The 19,650-nt window shown below is 25.1% G+C and carries 18 protein-coding genes and 3 pseudogenes; 12 read left to right on the forward strand and 9 right to left on the reverse strand.

Annotation, left to right across the window (positions count from 1 at the left end; translation table 4 throughout):
• Positions 1-490: 490 nt before the first annotated feature.
• The 4 genes and pseudogenes from ACZ91P_RS05890 (at position 491) to ACZ91P_RS05905 (ending at position 3,854) form a co-directional block, all read left to right on the forward strand.
• Positions 491-901, forward strand: coding sequence for a hypothetical protein (locus ACZ91P_RS05890; RefSeq protein ID WP_465158445.1), 411 nt, complete (start codon positions 491-493; stop codon positions 899-901).
• Between the two features lie 41 nt (positions 902-942).
• Positions 943-1,251 (forward strand): hypothetical protein, encoded by a 309-nt coding sequence (locus ACZ91P_RS05895; protein ID WP_465158446.1) that lies wholly within the window; start codon positions 943-945, stop codon positions 1,249-1,251.
• A 249-nt stretch (positions 1,252-1,500) separates the two neighbouring features.
• The gene (locus tag ACZ91P_RS05900; protein ID WP_465158447.1) at positions 1,501-2,208 is read left to right on the forward strand and encodes a hypothetical protein; all 708 of its coding nucleotides are present in this window, start codon (positions 1,501-1,503) and stop codon (positions 2,206-2,208) included.
• A pseudogene (locus ACZ91P_RS05905) lies at positions 2,201-3,854 on the forward strand (alpha,alpha-phosphotrehalase). Before ACZ91P_RS05900 ends, ACZ91P_RS05905 begins: the two are co-directional and overlap by 8 nt.
• On the opposite strand, the gene ACZ91P_RS05910 reads toward ACZ91P_RS05905, so the two are convergent.
• The gene (locus tag ACZ91P_RS05910) at positions 3,831-4,292 is read right to left on the reverse strand and encodes a DUF3137 domain-containing protein (protein ID WP_465158448.1); all 462 of its coding nucleotides are present in this window, start codon (positions 4,290-4,292) and stop codon (positions 3,831-3,833) included. The pseudogene ACZ91P_RS05905 and the gene ACZ91P_RS05910 overlap by 24 nt on opposite strands.
• 170 nt (positions 4,293-4,462) lie before the next feature.
• Positions 4,463-5,017: a hypothetical protein gene (locus ACZ91P_RS05915; protein WP_465158449.1), complete on the reverse strand. Its 555-nt coding sequence runs from the start codon at positions 5,015-5,017 to the stop codon at positions 4,463-4,465.
• A gap of 182 nt (positions 5,018-5,199) precedes the next feature.
• Between ACZ91P_RS05915 and ACZ91P_RS05920 the strand changes: the two genes are divergently transcribed.
• Both ACZ91P_RS05920 and ACZ91P_RS05925 read left to right on the forward strand, forming a co-directional pair.
• The gene (locus ACZ91P_RS05920; protein WP_465158450.1) at positions 5,200-7,083 is read left to right on the forward strand and encodes a prolipoprotein diacylglyceryl transferase family protein; all 1,884 of its coding nucleotides are present in this window, start codon (positions 5,200-5,202) and stop codon (positions 7,081-7,083) included.
• A gap of 46 nt (positions 7,084-7,129) precedes the next feature.
• Positions 7,130-7,693: a ferritin gene (locus tag ACZ91P_RS05925; protein ID WP_465158451.1), complete on the forward strand. Its 564-nt coding sequence runs from the start codon at positions 7,130-7,132 to the stop codon at positions 7,691-7,693.
• A gap of 143 nt (positions 7,694-7,836) precedes the next feature.
• Here the strand turns inward: ACZ91P_RS05925 and ACZ91P_RS05930 are convergent.
• Positions 7,837-8,786: pseudogene (locus ACZ91P_RS05930) on the reverse strand (IS30 family transposase).
• A 403-nt stretch (positions 8,787-9,189) separates the two neighbouring features.
• On the opposite strand from ACZ91P_RS05930, the gene ACZ91P_RS05935 reads away from it, so the two are divergent.
• The 3 genes and pseudogenes from ACZ91P_RS05935 (at position 9,190) to ACZ91P_RS05945 (ending at position 10,569) form a co-directional block, all read left to right on the forward strand.
• On the forward strand, positions 9,190-10,101 hold the full coding sequence (locus ACZ91P_RS05935; protein ID WP_465158452.1) for a hypothetical protein: 912 nt from the start codon (positions 9,190-9,192) through the stop codon (positions 10,099-10,101).
• Between the two features lie 21 nt (positions 10,102-10,122).
• A pseudogene (locus ACZ91P_RS05940) lies at positions 10,123-10,179 on the forward strand (hypothetical protein); the annotation flags it as partial.
• Positions 10,180-10,314: 135 nt separating this feature from the next.
• Positions 10,315-10,569, forward strand: coding sequence for a hypothetical protein (locus tag ACZ91P_RS05945; protein WP_465158453.1), 255 nt, complete (start codon positions 10,315-10,317; stop codon positions 10,567-10,569).
• 259 nt (positions 10,570-10,828) lie between these two features.
• Here ACZ91P_RS05945 and ACZ91P_RS05950 read toward each other — a convergent pair whose 3' ends face one another.
• The 6 genes from ACZ91P_RS05950 to ACZ91P_RS05975 are packed head-to-tail and all read right to left on the reverse strand — an operon-like array spanning position 10,829 to position 16,586.
• Positions 10,829-12,403 carry a hypothetical protein gene (locus ACZ91P_RS05950; RefSeq protein ID WP_465158454.1) on the reverse strand — a complete coding sequence of 525 codons (1,575 nt, stop codon included), beginning with the start codon at positions 12,401-12,403 and terminating at the stop codon, positions 10,829-10,831.
• The gene (locus ACZ91P_RS05955; RefSeq protein ID WP_465158455.1) at positions 12,397-13,692 is read right to left on the reverse strand and encodes a hypothetical protein; all 1,296 of its coding nucleotides are present in this window, start codon (positions 13,690-13,692) and stop codon (positions 12,397-12,399) included. Before ACZ91P_RS05955 ends, ACZ91P_RS05950 begins: the two co-directional genes overlap by 7 nt.
• A 3-nt stretch (positions 13,693-13,695) precedes the next feature.
• Positions 13,696-15,087: a hypothetical protein gene (locus tag ACZ91P_RS05960; RefSeq protein ID WP_465158456.1), complete on the reverse strand. Its 1,392-nt coding sequence runs from the start codon at positions 15,085-15,087 to the stop codon at positions 13,696-13,698.
• Positions 15,080-15,385 (reverse strand): hypothetical protein, encoded by a 306-nt coding sequence (locus ACZ91P_RS05965; protein WP_465158457.1) that lies wholly within the window; start codon positions 15,383-15,385, stop codon positions 15,080-15,082. The genes ACZ91P_RS05960 and ACZ91P_RS05965 overlap by 8 nt, the downstream gene beginning before the upstream one ends.
• A complete protein-coding gene (locus ACZ91P_RS05970; RefSeq protein WP_465158459.1) occupies positions 15,358-16,218 on the reverse strand; it encodes a PBSX family phage terminase large subunit in 861 nt (286 codons plus the stop codon). The genes ACZ91P_RS05965 and ACZ91P_RS05970 overlap by 28 nt, the downstream gene beginning before the upstream one ends.
• Before the next feature lie 53 nt (positions 16,219-16,271).
• The gene (locus ACZ91P_RS05975; protein WP_465158460.1) at positions 16,272-16,586 is read right to left on the reverse strand and encodes a hypothetical protein; all 315 of its coding nucleotides are present in this window, start codon (positions 16,584-16,586) and stop codon (positions 16,272-16,274) included.
• Positions 16,587-16,807: 221 nt separating this feature from the next.
• On the opposite strand from ACZ91P_RS05975, the gene ACZ91P_RS05980 reads away from it, so the two are divergent.
• From ACZ91P_RS05980 to rny, 3 genes are all read left to right on the forward strand, one after another.
• On the forward strand, positions 16,808-17,008 hold the full coding sequence (locus ACZ91P_RS05980; protein ID WP_465158461.1) for a hypothetical protein: 201 nt from the start codon (positions 16,808-16,810) through the stop codon (positions 17,006-17,008).
• Positions 17,001-17,381: a hypothetical protein gene (locus ACZ91P_RS05985; RefSeq protein ID WP_465158462.1), complete on the forward strand. Its 381-nt coding sequence runs from the start codon at positions 17,001-17,003 to the stop codon at positions 17,379-17,381. The genes ACZ91P_RS05980 and ACZ91P_RS05985 overlap by 8 nt, the downstream gene beginning before the upstream one ends.
• A gap of 749 nt (positions 17,382-18,130) precedes the next feature.
• Entirely contained in the window at positions 18,131-19,639 is a 1,509-nt protein-coding gene (gene rny, locus ACZ91P_RS05990; RefSeq protein WP_465158463.1) for a ribonuclease Y, read from the forward strand.
• Positions 19,640-19,650: the final 11 nt, after the last annotated feature.

A 19,650-nucleotide genomic window follows, 5' to 3' on the forward strand; every position in this document is an offset into this window, starting at 1 on the left:
TGAAAATATAACAAAAGACCAACTTGGTTCTTTTTTTATTATCTATATTTTACATCAAAATAAAAAAAGTAAATTATTTTACTTTTTTCAGTTAAATTAATTTGCTAATAATTAACACTTTATTTATAACACAATAAATAAAAAATAATATCTTTTTTTTGCATTTTCATTATTTTTGTGCTAAAGTCCTAAACTATAGAAAAGAGGGTATAAAAATGATAAATGTTGGTAACAATTTTTAAAAGAATTTTATTAATTTATTAACATATACAAAGTATTGAAATTATTCAACAAAGTTTAGAAGATTGTGATAAATGAATTTTTAAAAATTATAAACTTTTAGGAATTAAAAAATGACAAAGAATAGATAATTCTGTTAAAGAAAAAATATTATCATTTATTATGAAAAATGCAAAAATTGATAAAGAATATTATATTAATAAAACTGATAAAAAAATAAAGGTACCTCATACTTTATATATTTAAATTGATGGAACTTATTCATATTGGTTTTGATAAAACAAAATCAACTAAAAAAAGACCTGTAATTGCAAATAAATTAGGAGTTATAGAACTAGATAATATTCCAGAATATATTAAAAAAAATAGTAAATTAATTAATTTTGTTAGTAAATTACTTACATTAATTACAAGTTATTATGATATTAATGACAATATTGAATTTATGGTATTAGGAGATGGTGCATCTTGAATTAAAAATATGGCAAAATTTATTCAAGAATATTTTCCTAAAAATAAAGTACATTATACGATAGATAAATTTTACCTTACAAGTAGATTTAAAAAATTATATCCTTATCAAAGTAAAAACAAAGAAAACAGAGAAACATACCATAAAGCAGTCGATTATTTTTTAATGGTAAATATGAAGAATTATTAGAATGTTTAGAAAACAGTGCTTCTTTTATAAAAGAATCAAAAATGAAATTCTTAAAAGAGACAATTAAATTAATTAAAAATAATGAAGAAGGTGTCAGAAATCAAACATTATGAAATAATATTGGTTGTCATATTGAGGGTGATATATCACATTACTGTAAAGGTGTTTTGGTTAAAAAAGCAACTTATCATGAAAAAACTCTTAAAAATAAATTAAATACTAGTATGATAAATTTTAAAAATAAAATTAATTTATTTAATACTAATGAACCATTAGAAGAAAATAGAATTAATTATTCAGTTAATAATTTTGTAAATAATAATTTACAACCAAACTTATATTTTTATTAATTTTATCTAATAAATTAAATAACTTTAATAAACATGTATTTTTGTCGTGGAAAAATTTAAAAAATGTTAAAATATTGTTGACAATAAAATTAAAAGTAATATAACTTAGATAAGTAAGTGATATTTTTATTCTACAATTTCTAAGATATTAATTAAAACCCTTAAATAATACATACAGCCAACTTAAAATAAGTTTATATTTTAAAAAATGTGTATTATAGTCCCAGCCTTAATAGCAGGGGATTAATTTTGAGATTTCGTAACATTTTAGAAGCAAATTGAAATGGGGAAGGAACTTCATTGGTAAGTATTTCAGGATTTGCTAAAGGGTTAGATGATTTTTTGTGAATTCAAGCCCAAGCTGTCTTTTGATATATTCCAGTTACAATTTGTTGATCAATATTTGCCAAAATGGGAGGTTCGCCAGTTCTTTGGATTATTAAGGTGCTAATAATTCATTATGAATTTTTGATGTGGCACCAACATTTGACTTTCTATATCATTGGAAGTGCAATTTCAGTTAATAACCGAAAGGACCCAAAAATAAAAGAAATTGGAATTTCTGCCACAACGTCGGCTTGATTGGGAGTAACTGAGCCAGCATTATATGAAATTAATTTACGCTTTCTGTATCCATTCTTAGCAGCAATTGTTGGTTCAGCAAGTGGCGCAATGTTATTAACCGTTGCAGGCGTAACTTCAAATGGAATTGGAAATGGGGAATGATTAGGAATTTTATCAATTCAATCATTTAGTCAAATACAAGGTGTTCAAACATTTATTGGTACGGGGTATACGTGATTTATTCTTAGTGCATTACTAACAATGAGCGTAACAATGGCCTTAACATGATTTTTAGAAAAATTTCCACGTTTTACAAAATTACGAGATGAAATATTACAAGTTAAGGGGACAAGTTTAATTAGTGAAACGATAAAGGAGATTATCAATGAATAAAATAAATTTTCAAGAAGCGATTGTGTATGAAATTCACCCACAATCGTTTTATGACAGCAATCATGATGGTGTTGGTGATTTACAAGGAATTATTCAAAAATTAGATTATTTAGCAATGCTAGGAGTTAATTATTTATGATTAAATCCAATTTATTATGTATCACCACAAAAAGATAATGGTTATGATGTTTCAGATTACAAAAATATTAATCCGCTTTTTGGAACAATGGATGATTTTGAAATGCTAGTTACAGAAGCAAAAAAACGGAACATTTTTATTATGATGGATATGATTTTTAATCATTGCTCAACAAAACATGAATGATTTCAAAAAGCACAGACAGGAAATCCAGATTATTTGCAACGATTTTTCTTTCTTCCTGGTAACAAAGCAAATTGCCCAAATAATTGGCAAAGTAAGTTTGGTGGTTCAGTATGAGAATATCATGATAAATTAAAAATGTTTTATTTACATTTATTTGATAAAACACAAGCTGATTTAAATTGAACGAATGAAAGTCTACGCCAAGATATTTTATCAAATTGTTAACTATTGATTACAAAAAGGAGTTCGAGGGTTACGATTTGATGTTATTAATTTAATTGGTAAACCAAATACTTTTGAAAATGATTTAACTGGTGATGGTCGGAAATATTATACTGACACACCACAAGTTCATACATATTTACAAGAAATTGCTCAAAATACTTATTTGAAAACAAATGATATTATTACTGTTGGTGAGTTATCATCAACATCAATAAAACAAGCAATTTTATATACAAAGCCAGTGGCCCAAGAATTAAATATGGCTTTTACTTTCCATCATTTAAAAATTGATTATTTAAATAATGAAAAATGAAAATTAGCGCCCTATGAACCGGCTAAACTAGTAACAAAAATTAAGGAATGACAGAGCCCGGTGCAAGCAGCAGGTGATTAGTTAGCTAATTTTTTAAATAATCATGATCAACCACGCGCATTATCACGCTTTGGTGATCCGGAAAATTATCGTTTTGAATCAGCTACAGCTTTAGCAGCTGTTGTCTTGTTACTACGAGGAACGCCATATCTTTATCAAGGAGAAGAATTTGGCATGGAAAATAATAATTATACCAAGATTGAACAGTTAAAAGATGTTGAATCAATTAATTATTATCACATTCTTCAAAATGAAGGAGAACAACCAGATGCTATTTTAAAAGTATTAAGTGCACGTTCACGCGATAATGCTCGTACTCCAATGCAATGAAATAATCAGCAATTTGCTGGGTTTAGTACACATAAACCATGAATTGATGTTAATATGAATTATTTAAAAATTAATTGAGAAAAAGATTATCATAGTCCACAATCAATTTTTAAAGCTTATCAAATGTTAATTCAATTTTACAAAAATAATCTTGCCTTTAGTTATGGCGAGATTAAATTTGTTGAAATTAATCCACTAATATTAAGCTTTTATCGTTATTATAAACAAAACAAATTTTTAGTATTAATTAATTTATCTGCGCAAACAATTCCAATGCCAGATAATTTATTGCCTGAAAAAACGATGTATAACAATTACTCAACTTTTGATAAAAAAATTAATCCTTATCAAGTTCTTGTGTTTGATTATTTAATGTCAAAACCATTTAAATAATCAAATCCTTTTTAAATGAAATAAATCTAGTTCAATTTTAGCAATTAAGTCATCAATACAATTTTGGATATTTCTATTTCTTGCAATTATTGGTTTTCAAATTTGGTTTTGATCGTGGGATTTTGTGCTATAGAAGTATTTATCTAATAAAAGAGTAAATTTATCATTAACAAATGACATTGATAAAACTTCTTGATATTTGTTACTATTATCGATTAAATTAGCCATTGCTTTTGGGGTTAAAATTTTACGTAATTTTATAGGGTCTGTTGTATTAGTATCAAAAAGATTAGGAAATTCTGTTCCTTCTAATTCAATTTCTTTATTATTTAAAATAAATTTTTTAAATTTACTTTGGTGTGGCACAATATTGGCTTCAATTTCAAGGTTTTTTGGTAAAGTAGCTGCAAAGAAAAAGTAATTTTCAGAACGCTTCATTTCGATTCATAATAATAAATAGGTGATATTAATTCCATTTGCAATACTATTTGATGTTTTTTGGCCTTTTGATTTACTATTAGAAAGCGATGCTAAAACAATTAAACCAATAAAAAGACAAAAAATTAATGTTTTTTAAAAAACCATTGTTTTACGAACCGTAATAATACCTAATGAAAAGGTATTTTTTTTATTGTGCCATTGATAACTTTATTATCAATTTTTTCTTCTAAGCTACTAACGCGAATTAAACTTTGTTCTAATAAATTATTTTTTTTTGGATTTTTACTAAAACTAGTGAAATTGGGTTCTGGGATAATCTTAAAATTATTACTTATTTCATCTAAAATAACTTCATCTTTTCAAAGATCAGCAATTGCAATTCGGTAATATTCATTATAATCTAATCGATTAAGAAAAAGACTAATACTAATAGCACCGGCTTTAATCAACATATAAACAATAATTGTTATTACTAACAGCGGTAAAGGTAAGTATATTAAATAAAATGTAAGTGCAGGGTCATTATTATTAGCAATAAAAGTAAGAATAATACCAATAAATAAAGCAGTAGTAAAAATTAAGATTAATGAACTGAAAATAACATCAATAATGATTGATTTACGTCAAAAACTAGTAATTTTTTGATAATGATTTTGTATATGTTCTTGGTGAAGTGCTTTAATTTTATTAACTGCTGTTTCTGATAACGCAGTGCTAGTCATTTGTTATTTCACATAGCTTTCTAAAAAAGTAATATTGTTTTAGGTAAATTATAATTTAAAAAAAGTAAGATTACAATTAAGTCCTAAAAATAAATAGACTTTTTTATTTGAACTTGGTATATAATAATTATGCATTGTTTTATAATTTAGAAAATAAAAACACTTAAGGAGTGAAAAAATAAATGAACAGTTTATTATTAACAAGCGTACCACCAAATCCAGAATGAATTACACCAAGTAATACATCACATAATATTTTGGCAACATATGGCGGATGAATTCATATGTATGCTGTTTTTATTACAATAGGAATGATTTGTTCGGTTTTAGCCTGTTTTATTCGACTAAAATTAAAAAAGGTTTCGATTGAACCATTAATTTGATCAATTTTTGCTATTATTCCATTTTCATTATTTGGAGCAAGTTTTTTTGGAAAATTTAATAATGATGTTAATGATCCTTGAATTTTAAAACCAGGTGATGTTCCATTTTTGTCTTTATTTGCGTTTTGAAAAGCTGGGATGAGTATTCATGGTGGTGTTTTGTTCGGAACAATTATTGGCTTAATTGTTTTTGGCATTGTTGGTCGAAAAGCAAAAGTTTCACTTTGAGTTTATACGGATTGTATTATTCCAAACATTTTATTAGGACAAGTATTAGGTCGTTGAGGTAATTTTTTTAATCATGAATTATTAGGAAGTGTTACTTCATATGATTCATTACGTTGATTACCAGCTTTTATTCGGGATAACTTATGGCAGTGAGATGGTTTATCACCACAAACAAATAACCTTGGTGAAATTGTCTTTAGCCAACCGATCTTTTTATATGAATCATTCTTTAATTTCTTAGCATGATTATTTATTACTTTTTTTATTCCTGTTGCTGGACAATTATTTAGTAAAAAACCATGGAAAAAAGACCCTAAAGAATATCCTTTTGATTTAAAATATAATTTTATTCATTTTTTTAATCGAAAATATCTTAAACCTGATAAAATGACTTGAAAAGAAGTTTGGGATAAAGCATATTTTAACTATGTACCAAACCAAAAGCAATTAGATGAAATGGCTAAAAAAAGTGGGCAAATAGATAGTTCAAAAGAACAAACTGGTTTTACCAATAGAATTAAAAAATGATGACATAATGATAGTGCTGCATTAACAAAATTAAATAATACGGGGCGTTATGCAATCACACGTAGCGGGGTGCAAACTGGTTTTTATTTCTTTTTATGAAATTTGATTCGTTTTATTTTAGAAACACAACGTGATGATGACACAAGTTTATTTATTAAAAATCATCGTACGCTAGATTATACGGTCTTAATTTTAATTGCCCTAATTGGTTTAGGATTAGCAATTTATGCGCAATGAGGAGCGCCGAAAAAATTCCGCAAAAATGGATTTATGTATGAAAAAGAATATGTTGATTTTCATAGTTTGCAAACATGAAAATTTGAAAAATATTTAAATAATAATATCATTATTGGCGAAGATAATTATGTTAATAAATTACCAGTAGTCATTAAGACAAAAGTTATGGAATTCTTAGGATATCAAGGTGAACCTTTTGAAAAATATTTTGAATTAAAATATGTTAAAACAAATGAACAAGAAGCAAGCAAGCACGAAGTTATTAATTATAGTTTTAAAATAGTTGCTTTACCAGGAACAAATAATAAATTTATTAATGAATTAGTTCTTAATCAAACTTTTAAATTTAATTTAAGTAAAATTTTACAACAAACAACATTAATCTTATCAAAACCTGATGACAATAATTATTTTACCTTAACGAAAAAACAATTGGGATTATTATTAAATGCTATTATTCATACTCCTGAAAAGGCAAATGAAATTAAAACGAGGTGGTATCAATTTTATCCTCATATTAATGAACAAAAAACAACAATTTTTGATCTTGATTTGAATGATTTAATTGCTTTTGATGAATTAAAAATTAATCCAAAAGCAAAAAAAAATGAAATATCAAAATTCCAATTTAAAGAAAATCAATTTTATTACTTTAATAAAAAAATTGCTTTTAAATTAAAATGAGAATAATTAACTTTTAAGAGTGTACAATAATAATAGAAAGAGAGGAAAAATTATGTTAACAAACGACATTGAAAAAGATTTACAAGATTATATTGATGAACACATTAAAATGCAATTCTTTTACTATAATTTAAGTTCAGCCGCTGATAAGTTAGGGTTTCCTGGTTTTAGCCATTATTTCCAAGTTCAAGCACAGGATGAAGTTTTACATCAACGTCGAATTATGAATTTTGTTTTAGACTGCGATGGACATTATCAGATTAAAAATATTGCTGAAGAATATAAAGATATTAAAAATATTATTGAATTATTGGAAACCTATCAAACAAAACGAGCATATTTTGCTGAATTAACAAATAAATTAGCACAGCATGCCAATACAGTTGGTGATTTAGTTACTTATAAATTTTATGATTGATTTATTATTGACTTTTATGAAGAATTAACTGAAGTAAAAGATATTATTGAATGAATTAAAATGTCAAATAATAGTTATTATAAAATTGATCGAAAAATGAGAGAAAAAGAAGAACCAGATACTTTAACAGTTATTGACCCTTTTAGTCCCCAAGCATGAAAAAATGTTTTTTCTTGTAAATTGTACTATGAAGTGTAGCAGTTTATTTGTTATCATTATAACATCAATAAAATAAATGTTCAATATAGTTTATTTTAAAAAAATTTAGTAGTTTTGTTTTAAATTTATGAATTTTGGCAGACTGAAAAATAAAATGATTAAAATTTTTATAGGTAATTATATTAAAAATTAAACATTTGTATAAAAACTTCTTTTGAAGATAGTCAATGTAAAGATTTTTTAAGTTTAGAGTATATTATATTAGCAACTTCTTGATAATAATTTCTTGAATAAATACTTAAATCAATTCCTTTGGAAAATCAATGTCTAAAATCGCGAATTGCTCTTTCAACTTTGGGTTTTTGTGTTGGAGTTCCAGCATCACAAAAATATACTTTAGCATTTGTTATTTTTTCAATTTTTTCTCAATCAGCAAATTCTTTCCCGCGGTCTGTTATTATTCCTTTACATCTATCTTTTAAAAATCTGTGTTTGTAACTTCTTTTGTTGTTTTTTAATGCTTCAATAATTTTAAATTGGGTTAATTCTTCGATTAAAACTAAACAAACACTATTATTTTTACCAACCATAGTGTCCATTTGATATCAACCAAATTCATATTTATTATGTTTTGCTTCTTCAATAGTTTTAAAATTTCTTATTTTCCGCGATTATCAATCCTATTTTTTGTTTTATATTTTCTACTGTAAAAATACAAATTATTTTTTTAAAAATTTAAAAATCCTAAATGAATATATTTATATAAAGTTTTAAAACATATGGAAAATTTAACACCAAACTCTTTTTCATATTTTTTACAGATTTGTTCTGGTGAATCATGAAATTTGTTATATTTTTCATCTAGTCATTCTAAAATATTTAGCAATAATGATCATTTTTTAAAACATTTTTGTCGTTTTTGTAAATAATCTTCGTGTGCTAATTTAGCATCATATTCATTATCTTTTAACCTTTTTATTTCTCGTCTAATTGTATTGCGATTTTTATGCAATATTTTTGCTATTTTAGATATATTGGATTTACCATTTTTTCTTTTTAAAGAATCAAGTTCTAATAAATCTTTTAACATTACTCTTTCTTTAAAAGTAAAATGATGCTTTGTTTTATCCATTTTAAAAAATGCTTTCTTTTATATAGAAAGTTAATTTATAGTTTTTTGAGGTTTTGGGTGAGCGGTTGATTTTCTTAAATTTTTGTGACAAAATGACTTACAAGTTAAAAAAACTTTTGAGGTTCTTTCAAACAAATTTGGGAACCTTTATAAAATTCTTTGCTTAACGCTTAGAATTTTTCCCAAGTATTTGAAAAGCGCGGCAAAATTTTTTTAAATTTTAAGGCATTTTTCACAAAACTTATGGAAATCACCGCGATCCCAGATTTAGTACAATATAATCAAAATAATAACCATTATAATTCATCTCCTTTCTAAAATATATTTAAAAGCGCTTATATATATATAATGTCAATAGATCTTGATAAAAAGTTTCAATATTAAGAAAAGGAGAAAAACAAGTATGAAAAAATTACTTAGTTTATTAAGTGTATTAACAATTAGTGGAACTGCTGTACCAACAACAATTGCCGCTAGTCCTTATCAAAAAGAAGAAACTAAATTAGAAAATAATGAAATTAGTTATTTACAAACAAATAATTTAAAAAATTTAAATAGAGTTAAAAGACAAGAAATAACATATCCAATATTAGAAGATGTGTTAATTGATTTAAGAAAAACTAGTATGAAAAAACCAATGGAATTTCAAATAACTGATTCATGATGTACTATTGCAGTTTTAAAAAATATATTTGATAATAATATTCTTAATAATAAAGATCTTAGAAAAATGAAACAAGAAGAAATTGCAAGTTTATTTTCAAACAATGCAAATGATGGTGTTACAGACTCAGAAATGATTAAACTATTAAACTCAAAGCCGATAATTAAGGAAAGTTTGGGATATAATTTAAAGATTATTGAATTAAATCGATTATTTTGAAATAAATTAAATGAAATAGAAAAAGTAATGTGGATAAGACATTTAATATGGGAATCTCTTTCTAGACAAGCTCCTGTTATATTTGGTGGTTTATTTGATGAAGAATTTGATGAAGAATATGATAGTGAAAGTGATAACTATATGCACTCTGCATTAATTGTTGGAATCAAACCAAATAAAGAAAATATATTTGAAGATACTTATTATGTTAGAGATCCATGAAGAGACAGTGAAGATGAATTTATTCCAGATCAAACTACAGAAATTTCAATGACAGGGGAACAAATTTTTAATATTTTATTTAATCAAATAAAAAACGGTAGCGTATTAATACATAAAGATGTTTTTCAATTATTTTGCGAAAAAGCTATTAGTATTTTTTCATCAATTTGAAAAATGACAGAACCAGAATTAATAGCAGCTATAGTATAGTGGAATTAAAATATAAAAAAAATATTAAGTATCATAGGAGCAATCACTTTAATTGGAACAAGTACAACCAGTTTAGTTGCTTGTAATACACCACAAGAATATACACACGAAGAATTAGCAAAATTAAAAATAGAAAACCAAATAAATACAATTGATGAAAATATTAAAAACAATTTAGAATGAATAGCAACACAAGAAAAACCATTTAATCAAGTGGATAATAAATGATATTATGTAGTATGACGCGGTAATAAAAATGATAGTTGATATTTAACTAAATTTAATAATAATACATACGATACAATAATTATTAGAGGTTATAAAGATGATTATAGTTTAATGTATAGAGTTAATGGGTATTTTGGAATACATAGTAAAAAAATAATTTTGAAGGAAAAGAGTTTTATTTCCATTATTGAAAAAATAAAAATGATAATTATTTTAAATCAGTTTATCGTTGAAATTTAAATAGACAAGAACCTAATTTAATTATTGATAATGATGGAAATGTAAAAGTTAATGGTGAATAAAAAAGAGAATTATTTCTCTTTTACAATATCTTTAACATTACCCCAATACTTTGGTTTTGCATAAAAATCAACATAAAAACATTGTAAGATAGGTAATAGTACTTTTGTAAATCTAATTTTTAATTTTAAATCATTAGTATAATATGCTTGTAGATATGTTTCTTTAATTTTATCTTTATCAGTAAAAACTAATTTTGTTATTTGTAAAAAAATCTTAGACCGAAAATATTATCCAATGTATGATATACATTAAGATAATTTTCAGTTGATGTTCCATTAACAACACCAGTAGCATATTTTGTTTCAGTATTATTTACTTTTATATTTTTAGTATATAAAGTTTTTGTATTTTCAAAATTAATTTTATCAGTTTGTGAACAACCACTTTCTTGTAAAGTTATATTTGCTAATGAAAATAAATTATTGCTACAAGTATCAGTCCCTCCAAATATATTAATATCTCTATTAGGAATAAAATTTTCTATTTCTGGTGGTCCACATTCAACTTGCAAATTACCTAAATTACTTATTTCAATAGTTTTATAAGCATCTTGAAATTTACTAATACTTTGAATAGTTGGGGCAATTTGTCTTAAATCAATTTCAGTTTCATAATAAGCATAATTAAATTCATCAGAAAATAAATTAACAAGAATTGAATAATTTTGTGCTTTTTTACATTGTGCTGGTGCTGTAATTTTGGTTAATAATGGTAGTACTACATCAGAAGGCATAATATCTTTGGTATAAGGTTTATAGTTATATGGTACTGGTGGGAGAACATATTGTGGGTAATTAAAGGTTGGTATTTCATAGTCATGGGGTAATAAGAAACTAGTTTTATAATTCGTTGTCATATCTCGTAAATAATTATTTAATACGCTTTTTGTTTTACCTCTGAAACTCCATATAGATAAGCGTAAATAATCTTCTTCATTATTTGTATATGGGTTATCTGCATAAAAGATAATTTCAAAATTACCTTTATATAATGCTTGAATAGAAAACATATCAATTATATAACTACAATTTGTCCCATCAGGTGTTTGTAAGAATTCGCAATCATTATCTTTTTCACTATCACTAACTGGTGTTTGAGCATCTACTGATCTTACTAATTCATTAATTAAATATATGCGATTAGTTTTAGGGTTTAATTGTTTTAAATTGTAAGTTGAATAAGTTATTCGTTCTGTTGGTTTACCATCTTTTTCAAAAACATTGCCTTGTATTTTATCAGTTAATAAAGTAGTAAAACTAAAGGCATCATTATAAAAACTATAAACATTAGCACTCATAAAGCCATTAAGTCATGGAAAATTAGGTCATTTATCATCTTGGGTAATTGTTAAATTACCAATTCAGTCCCAAGGAATACCAAACGAAACAAAGTTTAAAAACTTTCCAATAGCAGGTATAGTAAAAGGATTAAATACTAGTTTTTGAGTGTAGTTTAAAGGTAATACTGTAATTTGGCGATTAATAAAATTATTCATATTTAAAATATCTCAAACATTACATGCACCCATTTTATTATATTCAATTTGAACTTGACCAACAGTACTACCAAATTCATCTTTTCTTCTAAAATATGATGATGCTTGGGTACTAATAATGTTATTAATAGTTCCACTATTTACTTTTACTTTATCTGGTGGAGTAATCATTCAATTTTTAGACCAATAAGGCTTAGAATTTGAATTTTCTTCCTTAATAGTTGTTCCAACAGTTGGATTAGTTGCTGTTGAACTTGCTTTATCTGTTATTATCATACCCTCATTATTTTTTCAATTCAAAAATCAGACATTGATTGAATATGTTCTTTTCAATCTTTATATCCAGTAATAATAGTTGGTTGTATTCCTTGAATGTTATATCAACTTACTTCGGGTGAAGCATAAGTATTTATTTTATCAGGTGGTGCAGGAAACATGTTATACATTAATAAATCTTTTGAATTCATTACTTTTTTATTAAATTGACCTTTAATAATTGGTCGGCCAATAACTGGCATATCAAAAAAGATTGGATTACCATAAAATTTAACTGCCATTGCTCTAACACCTGGGTCTTTTAATAAAATCTCATCTAATTCAACAATACCTTTATTTAGTTTTTCATCATAAGTTATTTTAGGAAAACAATAACCTTCACCTGGGGCACTTGTTTGAATAAATTGTCGTACTGATAAACCACTATTACTAATTTTGTCATTAATACTTGAAAAAGTAATTTCTTGTCATAAGAAATCACCATCTTCTACGGAATAATAATTAATAACATTTGATGGATATAATCATTGTCTATCTTGGGGTGCAGAATTAATATCACCACCACCAATATTTAAACCACGGTCATTAAATACAGTATAAAAATTATAATAATCATTAATATTTAATTTAGTAATATCTTCATCTAAAATTAATAAAGTATATTGTCGTTCTGTTGATTGTTGAGTAAATACTTGTTCAAATTTAGCATCACCAAATTTAATAGAACTTACATCATCAACCATATAAGCATATCAATATTTACCAACTTTTACCTCTTTTGTATAAAAGTTATTGGCTTTATTATCATTATTCATAAAATAACTTAATTTATATTGATTTAAGTATTCTAACATTCTATTAATATCATAAATATTTTCACCATCAATTAATTTTCAATAAACATTATTATTTTCATCTTTTAATTTTATAGCAAAAGGTGTTTCATTATTTGCTCATATTGTTGAATTAATAGGTTGTTTATTAAAATCATCAATCGTTAAGATAGTAATTTCTTCACCTTTATATTTTTGGACTATTTTTAAACTACCTTGTCATTGAACAATCGTACTTTCCATATTATCAAATATTCTTGAATAACTACCATAATCACTTGGTTTAGCATTATTAGGTTTTCAACCTGTTTCAGTATCAGGAATATATGAACTATAAACATTAAAAGGAAATACCATTCAATGTCTATGTTCTTTTATACTTTCTCTTATATCTATTGCAGTAGCACCTGCTCCTGTTCTTAATCATTGCATAGCTGCTGGACTAATTTTTTGCATTTGTTAATTCTCCTTAATTTCTGTTCTACCTTGTACGGCATTTTCATTATTACCAGTTTCATCATATTCTAGTAATTTATTATTATGTTCAATTTCTTTGGCTTGCATTTTATCTTGTCATTTTTCTACTTTTTTAAAATATTTGGTTGCTTTTAATTCATCAATATTATCATATTCAGTTATTGCTCTTATTGGCTCCATTGTGCCATTTTCTAATCTAGCAGTAATTAATTCATTTTGTCGCATTTGATCTACTAAACTAGCACTAACAAAATCAAATCCATAAGGGCGTTCACCATTTCCATCTCATAAACCATAATATTTTAAAACAGTATCAAACATCTTAGTATAATATTGTTTACGATATGCTTGTAAATATGCTTGTTTTTCTAAATCTTTGGTTTTAGTTAATAATGATTGTGTTTTATTTTGGTCATTATCTGATTTATCACCAAAAGGACTAGAAAAATGACATGCTAAGTATACTTGTTCAATAATAGATTTTTGGTCTTCGGTATATGTTTCTAAGGTTGGTGTACCTTGTACTACTTGTAAAGATTGGGATAATTGACCATCTACTGTTGATGAACTTGATTGAACAAAAATATCATCAAATACATCTTGTAGCACTTTTTTATTGCCTTTGTTATAAGCAGTCATTAAATCATCACTTAGTATCCCATATCAATGCGTACGATTTGCATATCTTTCTTTTGATTTAATATTAAAACTATCTTCTAAATCAAATTGTAATTTATAACAATTTGCCATAGTTGGTCATGGATTTAAAGTGGTTGATGTTGATAAAAATAAAGGATTAGGTTCATTTATCATTTCTCAAAAGGGGATTATACCTAATTTATTTTTAAATTCTTGTACTAAAACAGGTCTAACATCATCTTTAATTTGTGTTTTACTTTGACCAACAACTACTTCATTATTTTTGGGTCAACCTTTAATGACTATTTTATCTTTGGTACAAATTAAATTTAAAATAAAACCACTATCTGATTGATGATAATTTAATCAAATATCAGCACTGTGTTCAATTTCATTTATTTTACTTACACGAGATGTAAAGTTAAAAGGGTTAATTCATAAATCAATATTGCCATCACTAGTTTCTAATAAACCAAAGATAGTTTTACCCATTAAACTTGCTGTTAATTCATTCTTATCTAATTTTTCTTTTATTTTATAAGTTTCATATCATCAATTTAATTTTTCTAAAATGTCTTTACGATGCGACTTAAATAAAATATCTTTACCATTTATTAATCACATTTGATGGCGAGCAATAATATTTGCTAAATTAATAGTTCAATCATAATTATAAAATTTTAAAACACTATTAATATCATTTAAGTTTGGTAAAGATGGATAGGTATTATTCATGGTTATTTTGCTCCTTTAAATTTAAAATAAGTGCATAATTAATTATATTTACTGTTAATAAACTAGGTTCATTTGCTAAAACTTGTACACATACTTTAACTTTTTGATATTTTTTAATATATTCGTTATATAAATTTAATTTACACATTGCTATATTATCTTTTTTTAATTCTTGACAAAGTCTTTTTTTAACTTGTCCACAAACAGACATATAAGGTCTTTTTGCATTTATTACACGCTCATCATGTATTACATAAATATCTTTTTTCATTAATTTATTCACTCCCTTTCTTGTCATAATTTATAATCTGCTGAACTATTATGCTTAACCATTGGTATTAATTCAAAATGTAAAGCATAAAAATCACTATCAAATGTATCATCGTATAAGTCTAATACTTTTTCTTCTCTTGCTTCAGGCTTATCTTCTCATTGTATTAATTCATATTGGGTTTTACTTACAGGACATTTTTCTCATAATCATTTTAATTGATTAGTATTTATTAACATTGTGAATGCCTCTACACGATGTCTTACTTTAAATTTTTGTTTTTGTGCTGGTTTAAATGTCATATATTGACCAAAAGAATAATTATATTTTTCTCGGTTTAAACTTTGCAATGTTGAATAAGCACTATCATCAACATTAATTGATATTCCTTGTTGTATTAAATTAAAGTATTGATTTAATTGATTGTTATAAAAATCTAAAATATCTTTAACTTGTTCTAATTCAGTTTTAAATTGTTGTGTAGGATTTGAATGAGTATATTCAGCAACTTTATAGGCTTTTTTATCAAATGAGTTATATATTCAAAAACTAGCCGCTGTTGTATGTCCTTTAGGACTAGTAGCATTAGCAATATCAACACCACATAATAATTTAGTTGGTTGAATAATATCTGTTGCTTGCATAATATCAATATATCTATCAAAAATTGACTCACTTGTATTGCCAGGCAATCCTCAACTCAATACTCTTGCTCTTTCAATATCTAACTGTTCTAATCTTAATTGTTCATTAACTTTATCTTGTGGTAATTCATAATTTAATCTTCAACTAGAATAATGAATAATAATTTTCATATTTCATTTTTCAATATATTTAATTTGCTCATATTTACTACGCATTATTTCTTCATTAAAAGGTAATAATTCATTACAATAACCAACAATATATCTTTTTAAACTTTCAGGATTACATGTATTAGCAGTGAATATTTATAATTAAATGCTCGTTGTCAATATAATTTAGCACCATCAGGTGATTTCATCATAAAGTTAATTATTTCACTTTCTATTCTATCAACTTGTTTTTCAAGCAAAGGAACTATCTTTTCGCTCGCATAAGTATCATATCTTCACTTGCGAGAAAGATTGAATTCATTGGTTAAATCGTTCAAAGTATATGGTTTATTAGGTGATTTATTTTGCCAAAATTCATCTATTTTACGATAAAATGTTCGTAAACCTGCTGTTTTTGGATTAAATTCTTTCATTTTTTACTCCTTTATATGGTTAAATATAAGTAGAGAAAAACATGTACTGAAGAACTTGACACAGTTCTTTTTTTATTATTTATAATTTTACATCAAAATAAAAAAAGTAAAGTAATTTACTTTTTTCAGTTAAATTAATTTGCTAATAATTAACAATTAAATTATAACACAATAAATAAAAAATAATATCTTTTTTTTTGCATTTTTATTATTTTTGTAATTTGTTATATATACAAAGTATTGAAATTATTCAAAAAAATTTAGAAGATTGTGATGAATGAATTTTTAAAAATTATAAAATTGATGAAACTTTAAAAAAATTTAAAGATTATAAAGTAAAAGAAATAAAACCAAGAACATTAACTATTTTAAATGGAAAAATAACTTTTAAAAGAAGAATATATTTTTCCTTTTTTGGATAAACTTTTAGGAATTGAAAAATGACAAAGAATAAATAATTCTGTTAAAGAAAAAATATTATCATTTATTGGCAAGAAAAAAACATATCAAGATATTTTAGATACTATGGAACATGTAAAAATTTGTATAAAAACAATTTCAAATATTATGAAAAATGCAAAAACTGATAAAGAATATTACCTTAATAAAACTGATAAAAAAATAAAGATACCTCATACTTTATATATTCAAATTGATGGGACTTATTTAAAAATTTGAAATGAAAAGAAAAAAGGAAAAGAAAAAATAAAAAAACATAGTATATTTTCAACTGTTCATACTGGTTTTGATAAGGTAAAATCAACGAAAAAAAGACCTGTAATTCAAGAATGCTAAATATGAAGAATTATTAGAATGTTTAGAAAACAGTGCTTCTTTTATAAAAGAAGCAAAAATGAAATTCTTAAAAGAAACAATTAAATTAATTAAAAATAATGAAGAAGGTGTCAGAAATCAAACATTATGAAATAATAAAATAAATTAAATACTAGTATAATGAATTTTAAAAATAAAATTAATTTATTTAATACTAATGAACCATTAGAAGAAAATAGAATTAATTATAATAATGTTTTGTTTGCATAATTTCAACTCCTTAAATTAAATTTTCTATACATAAAAGAAAAAACAAGATATAATCTTGTTTTTAACTAACAACCCGTATCTTTGCAATGGCCCCCTATTTTTAGTATGTTAAAATATGAAATTATTTTTTGTATTTTTATTTTTTTGTGTTATTATGTTTTTATAAAAGAAAAAAGTTTCTTGTTTTTAAATAAATTAAGTAATACCCGTTTATATGCAACACTCCCAAAATATTAAATGATTTTTTTTCTAATGAAATTAAAAAGAAATATGATGTTGAAATTGATTAAAATTATGTTAAAAGTTAATAAAAATAATAAAAAAATATTAAAATATAGGGTTGAAATGAAAAAATATTCGTATAAAATTGAAATTTTCTGCGAAAATTTTTCTAAAAAAGAGTATAATAATATGTGGCAATGATTTCATTGATAGTATTCCACTTATATATTTAAAATTAATACTTCTTACTTAATCTTTTAAGTAAAGGAGAAATAATTATGCAAACACACATATGAGTAATTATCCTTATTGCTGTTGCAATAGGTTCTTACTTTTTTGGATATTTATTTGAAAAATATTTAAGATTTAAATTAATCAAAAAAGCAGAAGATAAAGCAAAAAAAATTATTAATGCTGCTAAAGCAGATGGACGCGTTGAAGCAGCACAAATTAGACAAGAAATGAAAGATGAATTAACTCGCAAACGTGAAGAATTTTTAGCAACCGAAAAATTTTTATTAGATAGAGAACGTTTAATTGTTGAGAGAGAAGAAGTATTAAATGGCAAAGAGCAAGAAGTGTTTCGCAAGAAAGAAGAATTGCAAGGAAAGATTAACTATTATCAAGAAATGGTAGAACGAAATCTTCATCAACTTGAAAAAGTTGCCGGATATTCACTTGAAGAAGCAAAAGATGTTCTTTTTAAAGAAATAAGTGATCGGTATCAAAAGGAAATTGGTGAATTTTTACGAAATGCTGAAAATACTGCAAAAATTAATGCCAAACAAACAGCCATTAACATTATTACTACTGCAATTGAACGTTATGCAACAAAAGTTGTGGCAGAAAAAACAACAACTTCAATTTATTTAGAAGATGATAATATGAAAGGACGAATTATTGGAAAAGATGGACGTAATATTCGTACATTTGAAATAGCGGCAGGCATTGATTTAATTATTGATGATACACCTAATGTTGTACAAATTTCATCTTTTAACCCAATTCGTCGGGAAATTGCAAAAAAAACTTTAGAAAAATTATTACTTGATGGCCGAATTCAACCAACGCGAATTGAAGAAACAATCAAATTAAAACAAGAAGAAATCGAAATGACAATTCTTGAAGCAGGAAAAGAAATTGCGGCTGAATTAGCAATTGATAATTTAGATATTGAATTAATTCGTCACTTAGGAATTTTAAAATATCGAACTAGTTATGGTCAAAATGTCTTATTACATTCTGTCGAAGTAGCAAAATTAGCAGCAATAATGGCAAGTGAACTGGGGTTAGACCCTGCAATTGCAATGCGTGCTGGGTTATTACATGATATTGGAAAAGCAGTTGATTTTGAAAATGAGGGAAGTCATGTTACTTTAGGTGTTCAAATTGCAACAAAATGTAATGAACATCCAATTATTATTAATTCAATTGCTTCGCATCATGGCGAAGTACCAGTAACTAATCCTTATTCTGTTTTAGTATCAGCAGCTGATACGTTGTCAGCTGCTCGTCCAGGCAGTCGTAATAATACTGTTGAAAATTATATTGCTCGAATGAATGAGTTAGAAAAAATTTGCCAAACAGTCCATGGTGTCCAATCAGCTTATGTTTTACAAGCAGGACGACAAATTCGAGTTATTGTTAATCCAATTATTAATGATGATGCTCGTACTCATAAAATTGCGCTTGATATTAAGGAAAAAATTAAACAAGCAAAGGCAATTCCTGGTGATATTGTTATTACAGTTATCCGTGAATTACGAGTTACGGAAACTGTTATTTAAAGAATAAAATT

This window comes from Spiroplasma endosymbiont of Halictus nicosiae (genome assembly GCF_978018445.1).